8 protein-coding genes are annotated in these 12,607 nt (G+C 37.2%); all 8 read right to left on the minus strand.

Features of this window, described 5'->3' with window-relative positions:
* Window positions 1–2,787 (minus strand): autotransporter outer membrane beta-barrel domain-containing protein (locus PVV63_RS08415; RefSeq protein WP_273791476.1); only part of this gene is annotated, 2,787 nt, incomplete at its 3' end.
* A 158-nt stretch (window positions 2,788–2,945) separates the two neighbouring features.
* Window positions 2,946–3,317: a hypothetical protein gene (locus PVV63_RS10380; protein WP_342753379.1), complete on the minus strand. Its 372-nt coding sequence runs from the start codon at window positions 3,315–3,317 to the stop codon at window positions 2,946–2,948.
* A gap of 15 nt (window positions 3,318–3,332) precedes the next feature.
* The gene (locus PVV63_RS10385) at window positions 3,333–3,476 is read right to left on the minus strand and encodes a hypothetical protein (RefSeq protein WP_342753380.1); all 144 of its coding nucleotides are present in this window, start codon (window positions 3,474–3,476) and stop codon (window positions 3,333–3,335) included.
* A gap of 32 nt (window positions 3,477–3,508) precedes the next feature.
* Window positions 3,509–3,763, minus strand: a complete 255-nt coding sequence (locus PVV63_RS10390) for a hypothetical protein (protein ID WP_342753381.1) — start codon at window positions 3,761–3,763, stop codon at window positions 3,509–3,511.
* A gap of 90 nt (window positions 3,764–3,853) precedes the next feature.
* On the minus strand, window positions 3,854–4,006 hold the full coding sequence (locus PVV63_RS10395) for a hypothetical protein (protein WP_342753382.1): 153 nt from the start codon (window positions 4,004–4,006) through the stop codon (window positions 3,854–3,856).
* Window positions 3,991–4,680, minus strand: coding sequence for a hypothetical protein (locus PVV63_RS10400; RefSeq protein ID WP_342753383.1), 690 nt, complete (start codon window positions 4,678–4,680; stop codon window positions 3,991–3,993). The genes PVV63_RS10395 and PVV63_RS10400 overlap by 16 nt, the downstream gene beginning before the upstream one ends.
* A 1,114-nt stretch (window positions 4,681–5,794) precedes the next feature.
* Window positions 5,795–8,914, minus strand: a complete 3,120-nt coding sequence (locus tag PVV63_RS08425; protein WP_273791477.1) for an autotransporter outer membrane beta-barrel domain-containing protein — start codon at window positions 8,912–8,914, stop codon at window positions 5,795–5,797.
* A gap of 445 nt (window positions 8,915–9,359) precedes the next feature.
* Window positions 9,360–12,218: an autotransporter outer membrane beta-barrel domain-containing protein gene (locus tag PVV63_RS08430; RefSeq protein ID WP_273791478.1), complete on the minus strand. Its 2,859-nt coding sequence runs from the start codon at window positions 12,216–12,218 to the stop codon at window positions 9,360–9,362.
* Window positions 12,219–12,607: the final 389 nt, after the last annotated feature.

The raw sequence follows: 12,607 nt of genomic DNA on the forward strand, positions 1-12,607 counted from the left end.
AGGTTGCACAAAAGAATGGTCCTCTGGAACAATTGGTACAGAAGGACGTGCAGGTTCAACAGGGGCAGAAGGAGGAGAAACAGAATCTGGAGATGAAGGAGATACCGGAATAGAGGGCTCAGATGGACGAACCTCATCAGTAGAATCTTCAACTGGAACAAACGGTGCAGGCATAGGTTGCACAAAAGAATGGTCCTCTGGAACAATTGGTACAGAAGGACGTGCAGGTTCAACAGGCGCAGAAGGAGTGGGAACAAAATCTGTAGATGAAGTGTCCTCCGGAATAGAGGGCTCAGATGGCAGAACCTCATCAGTAGAAGGAGCCTCTGGAACAGTTGGTACAAAAGGAACTCTAGGTTCAACAGGCACAGAAGAAGTGGGAACAAAATCTGTAGATGAAGGAGATACCGGAATAGAGGGCTCAGATGGCAGAACCTCATCAGTAGAAGGAGACTCTGGAACAGTTGGTACAAAAGGAACTCTAGGTTCAACAGGCACAGAAGAAGTGGGAACAGAATCCGTAGATGAAATATCCTCTAAAACAGAGGGCTTAGATGGCAAAACCTCATCAGTAGAAGTTTCAACTGGAACAAGCGATGCAGGCATAGGTTGCACGGAAGAAGCGTCCTCTGGAACAGAGGGGACAGAGGGAAGTACAGGCGAAACAGGGGCAGAAGGAGTGAGAGTAGAATCCGTAGGAATAAATGTTTCAGACGGCTCAGATGTTTCAGGCAAAGAAGGTGTAGATGGTATAAGCGGTGGCTTAACAGAAGGAGGTTGTTCAGGCGCAATAGTCTCTGATGGCCGTTCAGAAGGTATAGTTTCTTCTTCAGATTTAGGTGGTAAAACTGTGGACGTAGGCTTAATAGACGGAACTGAAATAGATTCAGAAGGATCTAATTCAGGATTAATGTAAACACTTTCGAGACGAAAATCCCAAAAATCTCCTTCCCCTTCAACCAATCTATTTTCGGGACTTGCTTCTCCAGAAGAAGAACCAGGACCATAAGCACGAAGTTTATATTGATAAGGAAATCCATTTATCGCAACATAATCATTCAAAAGCTTAAAAGTATCTTCCTTTGCTTTTCCAAAAACCTGAATAATCGAAACACTTTGATGACTTCCGTCAATCACGTTTGGATCTGAAGCTTTTTGAAATTTTTCCATTCCAATGAGCGTGGTTCCCAAAACATCACCATAGATTAAAACGCGATCAGTTTTTTGAGGATCAAATGAACCATCATTATTCATAAATGTGCTCATCTTAATCCGAGAATTACCTTCCGCACTGTATACTTTATTGTATACGTCATCCACACCCGCTGTTTTACCAATATCATCTAATGCATAAACATCTTCTTTATTGTATATTTTCTTTCCAATATGCAATGTTTGATAATCTTGAGAGACATATTTCTCAAAAACAAGCGTACTATCAAGGAGACTCAAAGTAGAAAGCGATGAAACCGTAACATCCTTTTCTTCTAAACCTTGATATTTACTTTTAGTAAGATACCATGTTGAACCATTTTTTAACTGTAAATCTACGCGAGACCTATCTTCAATGCGCACTCCCCCTATAAGGGTTGAAGAATATGCTTGAACAAGAAGAGAAGAATCTTTTTCAGTTTTTATTAATAAGTCACCAGAGATTTTTGTATCGTCCAACAGTTCAAGGGTAGCTTTAGCCCCAAAACCATCAGTCCCAGTGCTATAAATGGCGATACCTTCTGGAACTGTAAAGTTTGTCTTTGATAACTGAACAAATGCCTTTCCTATAATGATATTTCTGCCTTGTAACAACATTTCATTAGTTGAATCAGCTATTTTAAACCCTTCCTCTGGTTCTAATCCATAAAAATACAGACCATGTACTCCTTTACCCTGCACAGAAACATTGGATTTGTTAATCTTAATATTTGTCTTCTTAAATTCATCCGATGAACTAAATGCTTTCCACAACAACTTTTCTTTATCATTCACATCAACCGAAGAATTTTTCACCAAAAAACCATGCATATCACTCAGTTCAATAGAACTATTACTCAATTGAACATTACTTCCTTGAGAGACATCGAAAGCTTCTGGTATTTTATCAAAACCTTCCTCATCGACGATAGTAGTTTTTTGTTTTCCTTTACCCTTAATGATAGTACTATCGAAATTATACCCTCCCCCATAAAATGATGAAAATCTACCTTTCCCATTAAATGTAACAGTACTGCCTGACATCCTAATCTTTGCACCAAGTCTACTCACAAACCCGATATCTTGCAGGTTGTCTGGCTCAATCTCAATCTTTACACGCACTAAAGCAATATCCGCTTCTTCACCCAATGCATACATAGCGTGAGAAGTTTCCGTAATTGACCCATCTGTCATGCTAATGACCGCATTTTCAGCATGAAGAGCACGTACATTCTTAAAATTTGAATTTTTTAGATTAAGACGCGCACCATATTTTGCATATGCACCATATGTCAATATTTGACCTGAATCATCGCCATAAACATTTATCTGAGATGCATCAACAACTGTACCTGCTTTTTCTACATATATAGCCTTAATAGGAGCAGAATCAGGAGCATGTTCTTGAGAACTTTTTAAATTATAAGTTTTATTTTCAAGTGTATGTTTTTTACCATCACTGCACGTATAAAAGCTCCCTGTTTCATCACAGGGAGCTGCAAAAGCATGAAAGCCAGCATTAATATTTACAACCCAAAAAAAAGAAAAAGCAACTGTTGTAAAAGTCAACCTATAATTTTTAAATATATTAACCATAACTCTTTTGCAAATCCTTCTCCCCCGCTTTATTTAAAAGTGAATGAGATCTGAAATAATGTTAAGTTAAACATATGAATAGTTTTAAGTATAACAAATAAATACTTGCTTTGCAATTCATAAAATACTCTATATTTATGTAAATGTTATTCTATATTTCAGAATATACATAAAAGCGTAGTGTAAACCGCATGAAAAATCATCTCTGAAAAACCAGTTTTACTAAGACGATGCTGATAGGTTAAATCTCCGTGCAATAAAAAATTTGAAGATAACTGAGCATTACCCCCCATTCCAGCTTCTAGAGAAGAACCAAAACCCCCTAATTGGAATTCATCTCCAAACTGTACACGTTGTTTTCCTCCAAAACTCATGGCAAGATGAAACTTGCCATTGAAAGAAACAACCAGAGCCTCTTCAGAAGCAGCAAGCGTCTTTCTTAAAGACCCGCCAACACGCATCACCCACAAATCAAGTTTTTCTATTTCAATATCAAAACCATCAATATCAAACGCCTGATCAAACCGCACATTTTGATAAACAACCTAAACCTGCGGTATCAAAATAACCCCTTTATGTCCTGTCATAAATGACTTACCCGCAATCAATAAAGCACTCAAAGGTGTTCCCTTCAATGTTGTTGTCTTGCCTCTTGCCTCTCGTGAGAACATTCCCTTTAAATAAACCATAGGAAAAAAGACCCTCGATATAAAAGCCTGTATCATACTGCATGCTGCCATATGTGTAATAGACCATTTATCAAATGTACTTTTTTGTTTTCTTCAACATCTTGAGGTTGTAGAGAATTTTTTCCATCATTCCCCATTATTCCAAAGCTTAAAGTGTGATGTGTATCCTCAATCGCATTGAGCAAGACACTTGCCTCTATAGCGTTATAATTCAAATTTCCACCATAACCATATTGAAACTCAGATAGGTCAGAAACATAACGATAACTTCCACCGTAACCTCGCACAAAAAGTGCAGGATTTTTTACCTTTTTCCCCTAAAGTCCCAGCAGCAATACGCAATGTTTCCAGCTGTTTATTGTGATTGTTCATATCCATCAAACCAACCTGAAACAAGCATGAGGCATCGATAGATATGCTGAAACTTGCGGAACAACAGCTTTAATGCCCTCTTCAGGATAAAGAACAGAAGCATCATGATCAGCTAAAACATTATTATGATGAGTATAAGTACTTAAAGAATGAGACACATCATTTTCCAACCGCATATGATGCAGATGAGAAAGTTTCTGAACATATTCAGCTTCAAGTCGGAAATCCCAAAAATCTCCATTATACTCAATATTTTTCTCTTTAACGGATCCATCCCCACCTTTACCTGTCTATGAGAAAAATTGGGACCATAAGCACGAACACTATATCGATAAGGCGCTCCTCTTAGAGCAACATAATCTGTTGTTAATTTAAAGGAATCATCCGCAGCCTTTCCATAAACCTGAACAATTGAAACACTGAGGCTGTCTTTTTTATCGTCTTTTTGCTTACCTTTGCTCTGGTTCTTTATTTTTTTTGAAGCCACTGTAACATCGACAATATGCACCTTACTTTTTCCATAAACATCACCATAGATAAGAAGTTTATCAGCTTTTATTCCCTTGCTTTTACCATTTGCAGTAAGATATGCATTAACATATAAGCGTGCGTCCTCTCCTACAACGTAAGCATGATCTAAACCATAATCATCATCCAATCTCCTAACACGAAGTGTCTGATAAAAATCATTTCTTGGTTTCTGAAAGAAAATAAAACTATCAATAAGCCTTACAAAGAAAATAGATGAACCTACACAATATGGAACTTTTTTATGATTATTTTCAAGCGCATTTTTATTTGCTCTTACAGTCCATAGAGATTGATTGAACAACTCAACACTATCATAAAAACCTTTCTCAACATGTGCTCCTCCTGCAAGAAAAGACGCATAGGCATCAAGAACGATAAATGAATTATTTTTGACATCTAATAACCGATCAGCAAAAAATACGCGAACCCCTCTAATATCGTAATATAAGGATACCTCCTAGCATCGTTACTATAAATAGCCGTACCATCAAGAACATGAAGAGCAGTCTTTTTAAATCGAAATTCACCTAAACTTATAAGAAGCACTCCCTCTTGATATTCATGTTGAGAAGTACTTCCTCTAAAATGCAAACTATGAACCCTTTGTCCCTGAAGAATGATCTCTGAGTTTTCAAAAGAAACCAAAGACATAGAACTATCTCGAAACTCAAATGACCTTTCCTTAAAAACCGGTTTTGCACTTTCAATCGCTATGTCATGAACATCAGAAACCTGAATCTTACCTTCATCAAAGAAAAAAACCGCTCTGCTTCACACCAAACACAGATTGAGATAACTTGGCATTTCTACCACTTTTCTTTTCGCTATTTCCTATAATAGAACTCTTTTTAAAAGAAGTTTTATCGTCTTTTGACACAACCACTGCTGATGTAATCTTCTCAAATCTATTTAATTCTAAAATTCCACCAATTCCTGAAACGCCTTTTCCCCTTTACTTTTTTCCGGCTTAATAACTATGTTATGAGATTGTATTGTAAAAATAACACCTGTAGTCCTTCCTATCCAATCCACTCATATATAACTTATTACGACTTCCAAAAGTACAAGCAGCACCAACTGTATCACACGAATACGATTTAAAAAGAGAATTACATGAGGGTTTATAACCTTCTGCACTCACATCTATATTGTGCGCGAAGAAAAAATAGAGGTCGTAAGAAAACACACACATGGCGTTTTAATACTTTAATCATAATTTAGTCTAAACTTTCTTTATTTTATCTTCATAAAAAATCGAAAAGACACCTCTGGTTCATCTACTTATTATTCTTATTATGTGCCGTCATAATAAGTTGTTTTGTATTATACATAAAGTCAAAAATCAGAAAATAACACTATAAAACCATGCTTTATACTTATATTTTCCACAAAGGATATATTAAAGGAAAATACAATTAAAAGTGATAGCTTAATCCACCAGAAAAATGCGTTCCAGAAAATCCGGCATTCGTAAATTTATGCTGATAAATCAGGTCGCTATGAAAAATAATTTTTGGAGATAATTGCGAAAAAACACCAAATCCAGCTTCTAAAGAAGACCCAAAGGAACCAAGCTGGAAGGCATCTTTAAAATATACAAATTGTTTATCATCAAAACTACGAATGAAATGAAGCTTACCATAGAATGAAAGAACATGTGCATCTTTAGTAAATGTAAGTGTCTTCGTTAAATACCCACCAATACGCATCCCCCAATGATCTGGGCTTCGCATATCAATATTAAAATTATCAATATCACGAGTCTTATGAAACTGGAGATTTTGATAAACAAACTGAACTTGTGGTTCAAAAATAAAATATCGACTGCCGATCATAAACGTTTTACCAGCAGTTAAGGAAACACTCAGCGGCTTACCTCTCAATGTAGCTGTTTTACCTCGCTCAAGTGTGAGAACATTTCCATTAAACAAACCATAAGAAAAGAGACCATCCATATAAAGACCCGTATCATGCTGCATGCTTCCATATGCCGTGATTGTCCATTTATCAAATATACTTTCTTGACTTTGTTTAACCTTTCGAGGCTGCAAAGAAAGCTTGCCATAATTCCCCATAACCCCAAAAGATGTCGTACTGTATGCACTTTCGATTTTCTTGAGTAAAATATTTGCCTCTAGTGCATTATAATCAAGCTCACCGCCATAATCACCATATTTAAGTACAGATAAATTTGAAGTATAACGATGATGTCCACCGTAACCGCGTAAAAACAAAGCGGGATTTCCATCATTTTTCAATAACCGACCAGAAACAGTTCGCAGCGATTGCAACTGCTTGTTTTGATTACTGATATCCATCAATCCAGCATAAAATAAGGTATTTGGCACAAGAATATAAGTCAGAACCTGGGGAACAACGACTCTCACATTTGGCTCAAAATGAGAAGAAGGCTCAAAAACAGATGCCGGAACAGAAAAACTAGACGCAGGTGGTGCAACAACAGAAGGAGTGGGTGAAACATGCGGCGGAACAGGTGAACCAGATGCAGGTGGTGCAACTGGATTAGATTCAGCAATAGCGGGAATAACAGGTGCAAAAGAGGAAGGAGGATGGGGGATCTCAAGCACAAAAACATCAGATACATTAGGTGTGGTCGTAAGATGGAAATCCCGATCAGGAGAATCTACAGGAGAAGAAAGACTTGGCTCCTGAGGTTTTTGCTGAGAGTTAGAATCAATAGAACCATCCTCTCCTCCAGTAATATTAGGATGAATTTTAGGAAAAGAAGGAATATCATCAGAAGAAGGAGGGACAACCAAATCAAGAACGGGAAAAACTTTAGTGGGATCAAGAGAGGAAGAATCAACAAATTGACTTTCAAGGCGGAAATCCCAAAATGTTCCAGAGTTTTTAAGCACTCTTTGATTTGAATCTGCTGCCCCTAAAGTAGAGCCTGGACCATAACTCTTAAGATGATACTGATAGGGGGAGGCTTCAAGTGTGACATACCCCCCCTTTAACTGAAAAGAATCTTCAGCAGCTTGTCCATAAACCTGAATAATGGAAATCCCCTGATTATTACCACCATCTCCCGTCAATGCCCCTGAGCTTCCAGGAACACTATACACATGGACTGTCGTCTTTCCTTCAAGATCACCATTGATTAAAAGCCGGTCAGTTTTTTGCTCTTGCAGAGCTCCCCCTTTATCCAAATATGCATTAAGATAAAGAAGCGCATCGCCTTGTGCACAGTAAACAGTCCCCGATCCTTTTCCGATAAGAAGTGTCTGATAACCATCAGTCGTTTTGGATTTTAGTTCTTTAAAAATAAGAGAACTACCCATAAGATTGACCGATGAAATGAAGGAATAGTCCCCTAAATTAGAACCAGACGCATCAGAATTTTGCAATTTGTCATATTTTGGTCGCGATAAAATCCATTTTGAACCATTTTTTAACTCTATCTTAGCCGTAGAACTTCCATCAACATGTGCGCCTCCTACAAGGGTAGAAGCATCAGCCTCAATCTTTACATTGGAATGCTCAACAGCTTTCAGGAGTGAATCACCAGAAACTGTTGAATTTTGTAAGAGTTTAACAGAACTTTCAAATTCGCGGCTATAAATAGCCGTACTTTCTGGAGCCATAACGGTTGTCTTTGTCAAATAGACAGTCCCTTTTCCAGGCATAATTGTTTTTTTATCATTTAAGACAGCTTCCCAAAAAAAGCGCATGCCATTAAATGCATTCCCTCTCACAAAAACATTGGAATATTTGATATGAGCAGTATTATTATCATTCCCCTCCAAGGCAATACCATGCGCTCTAATGACATTAACGTTTCCCTTCTGGAAATTAAGAGAGCCTTTCCCCTGCAGCATACTAAAAGCAGAAGCTTCACGATGATTACCTGTATTTGTCCCCTGTTTTCCCCTCCCCGTAATAGAAGCACCATCTAAATTAATTTCTCCATCTCCTCCTGTTTGGACACCAATACCACTGGTAAAATCAATTTTTCCTTCTTTCATATAAATTTTTGCACCATTATGACTCAAAAGACCTATCGCATCAGAAGATGTCTTAATCTCTGTCTTGGTCAAAGAAACAAACGACCCTTTACCCGCAACACTGATCCCCATTCTGGTTGCTTTAATCACCCCATCCTGCATCTCAAAAGCCCCCTCCTCATTAACATCGCCCCCTATCGACACGTTATTTAACATGGAATCAAATAGAACAACGCCTCCCCCATTTGAGGACTTTACAGCTGTTGTCCAAGCGTTTGTTTCTGAATGTCCATGTGCATTCGAAACACCGTTAATGATTATAGCCTCTCCCTCAATGACTGTATCTTTCCCTGATGCCTCTATGGCAGCATCAGAACTTTCACCCGTAAGTTGATAAGTTTTCTTGGAAATTTCATGCGTTTTACCATCATTACAGCGATAAAATGAAGCACTTTCGTTACATGAATATTGCTTCTTCTCAGAAGAAGTCTCACCTGCATCAGTATTGTATACAAAGAAAAAAATAACCGTTGTAAAATGACATAAAGAGAGATGATTTTTAAACATAATTTTCTACAAACTTTCTTCCCCTTCCCTAAAAACAAAAAAAATGCGTTCTGTTTAATAACTTTGGTTACGCGTAATAATTTAAAATACGTTTTGTATTTTATATATCGACCACATGTTTTATGTAAAGCCAGAATCTCAAAATATCACAATTTAAAATTGTATTATTTATAAATACGCGTAAAAATATAAATAGAAATAAAAATTCTACCCCAAAGCGATGGTTTCAAGAGAATTTAATAAAAATACACTCAAAGAAGAAAAACAGCATAAAAAGCGAAAACTGCAAACCAGAAAGCCTTATCTTGTTTCTAAAAAGAAACAAACTCGCTCATGCAAAAAAAACATTTTTTTTAAAAAGCTTATTTAAAAAGTTGCAAACAAATAATAAAAAGCCACAAGCTATGCTTGTGGCTTTTTAAACAACTTACCCCAAGATGATCACCTAAAAACGATAGCGCAATCCACCAGAAAAACTGATTCCAGAAAAACCACCTTTGCTCAACTTATGCTGATAAACCAAATCACCATGAAGCGCAAATTTTTGAGACAAGCGAGCATTAAGACCTAATCCAGCCTCTAGAGAAGAACCAAAAGCCCCTAATTGGAAAGAATCTTTAAAGCGCACAGCTCTTTCTTTGCCAAAATCATGGGCAAAATGAATCTTTCCATAGAAAGAAACATCACGATCTTTTTCAGACGCAGTCAGAGTCTTCATCAAACGACCACCCACACGCACCATCAATTGATCAAGTTTATCCATCTCAATATTAAAATTATCAATATCGCGGGCCTCATTAAATTGAAGATGTTGATAAACAACCTGAACCTGTGGATCAAAAACAACACCTTCATATCCTGTGGCAATTTTCTGACCACTCATCAAGGAAACACTTAAAGGGTTACCCTTCAATGTTGCAGTCTTACCCCGAGCAGTTGTCAGAACATCTCCCTTAAACAGACCATAGGATAAAAGACCATCAACATAGAATCCTGCATCATGCTGCATACTGCCATAGACTGTAGCAGTCCATTTATCAAATGTACTTTTTTGGCTTTGTGCAACATCTCGAGGCTGTAGAGAAAGCTTTCCATAAGACCCCATAACCCCAAAGGATATAGCACTGTCAACATTTTCAATTTTTTGTAGCAAAACACCTGTCTCTAGCGCATAGTACCCTAGATCTCCCCCATAACCATATTTAAGCGCAGATAAATCTGAGACATAACGATAACTTCCACCATAGCCACGCAAAAATGAAGCAGAATTTTCACGAATTTCCAACATTCCACTAGGATGAGTCCGTACTATCTCCAACTGCTTGTTTTGATTGCTGATATCCATTAAACCAGCATGGAATAAACTATTTGGCAAAAGCAGATAAGTTGGTACCTGAGGAACAACAGATCTCACACCTCGTCCAGATGGGAAAACATTTTCAATCTTAGAAAGACTATCCGCAGAAGACGCCGGAACAACATCACCAGAAGACGCTGGAACAACACCACCAGAAGACACCGGAACAACACCACCAGAAGACACCGGAACAACATCACCAGAAGATTCGGGAATAATATCCTCAACAGAAACATGTGCAGGAGGTGTACGTTTAGAAACCGTAAGAATGTCGTTATCATCAGCAGATGTTTGAACATATTCATTTTCTAAACGAAAATTCCAAAATTTCCCCCCATTCAAAGCAAATTTTTGTTTAACATGCTCATCCCCTCTAGTAGCACTTGGATCATAAGAACGAAGTACATATTTATAAGGCGCCCCCTCTAAGACAACATACTGTCCATTCAATTGAAAAGAGTCAGGCAATGCATCTCCATAAACTTGAATAATTGAAACACTATGCGCTTTTTCGTTTTTTTCTTCTAAGCCTCCTGCAACCCCTTGTATATGGACTATAGTTCTTCCCTTAACGTCACCATGAATGAGAAGCCTATCCGTTACTTGATGACCACTTGTATCATTAGGATTTAAACGTGCATTCAAATGAATCCAAGCATCACCAAAAGCCTGATAAACAATACCTGTTCCTTTTCCAATATAAAGCGTCTGATAGGCATGAGCAGTGCCGGATTTCGGTTTTTCAAAAGTAATAGAACTATTAGAAAGACGTACCGATGAAATAAACGAAACACCTCTATAATTAGGATCTTGTAATTTTTTCTGTCTTGGTTGCAATAAAGCCCACTGTGAATTATTTCCCAAGATAAGGTCGACTTTAGAACTGTTATCAACCTGAGTTTGACCGACAAGTGCAGAAGCATCAGCAACAACCTTTATAGAAGAGTTACGATCAGCCTTCAGCAACAAATCTCCAAAAAGCTTTGTTTCCTTTAAAGATATTTTAGACTTTCCAGATTGACTGCTATAAACAGCTATACTATCTGGAACTACAAAACGCGTCTTTTTCAAATTAATGAACGATGTTTTTCCCTCTGACAAACCCTCTAATGTTGCCTCATTTTCAAAGCGCATACCATAAAATGCATTACCTTTCACTGTAATATTTGAATCTCCAATATCAATCTGAGGAGCTTTATCTCCCTGCAATAAAAGCCCATGAGCATCAGTAACATCAACAGAACCATTCATAAACTCAACATAACCATCTTCAGATATATGAAAAGCAGCATTATCATTCTGACGATCTGCATTCAGCCCTTGACCATCCTTGCCGGTACTACCTTTTCCGGTAATAGAGACACCCTCTAAAATAAAATATCCTTTTTCTCCTGCTTTAACCCCAACACCACCTAAGTTAATTTGTGTATCCATTAACTTAACTGTAGTTTGAGATTTTCCTCCAGCAAAAGCCCCTACTTTGATTGCATCAATCGATCCACCGGATATTGTGAAGGAAGCACTATGAGCTTCTGCCCCTACTAAAACACCACTCAAAGTGAAATCGCTCAGAGAGGCTCCCGCCTTTTCTGATACCTTTAGTCCATATTTCCAAAAGTTCTTTTCCGAATTATTCTTTTCATCCCCAATACCCTTAACAGTTATATTCTTGCCACGAATAAATGTACCACTTTTAGACGCCTCTATGGCTCCATGAACACCATTAACATTTTTATCCATTAGCGAATAAACTTTATTATTAATTTCATGCTCTCCACCATCACCACACTGATAAAATTCTGCATTCTGATCACATGAAGATTGCGTTTTTCCAGAGGAAACTTGAGATGCAGCATTGTGTGCAAAAACATCAACATTGTGTGTAAAAAAAAGAAGTGCTGTTGTAAAAGTACATAAGGAGAAGCGATTTTTAAATAAACTGACCATAATTCCACCATAATCCCCCCCCTCTTCTTACCAAAGATATACATAACGTATTAAAAATTTAACTAATAGAAAAATATTTAACACGTTTAGGTTCTAATATGTGAGGCTTATTAATATTTTTTGTGTTTTATGTAAATATGAAATTAAAAAATTACTCGAAAATACAATCTAAATCTGTTGCTTTTACAAATAATTTGCAAAATATAACTGAAAAACGACAGAAAAATCACCTTTAAAGTTGTTATTCAAAAACACCCTTAATCAGTTAACATGCATTAAAAACACCTACTTAACTGCTGTCTAATCACCCCCCAGAGCTGACATAATCAACATCCTCACGATAGATCTTATATTGAAACAATATGTACTTTGTAAGCAGACAAAACATA

Origin of the sequence: Bartonella sp. CM31XJBT (genome assembly GCF_028618555.1) — a bacterium.
Taxonomy (GTDB): domain Bacteria; phylum Pseudomonadota; class Alphaproteobacteria; order Rhizobiales; family Rhizobiaceae; genus Bartonella.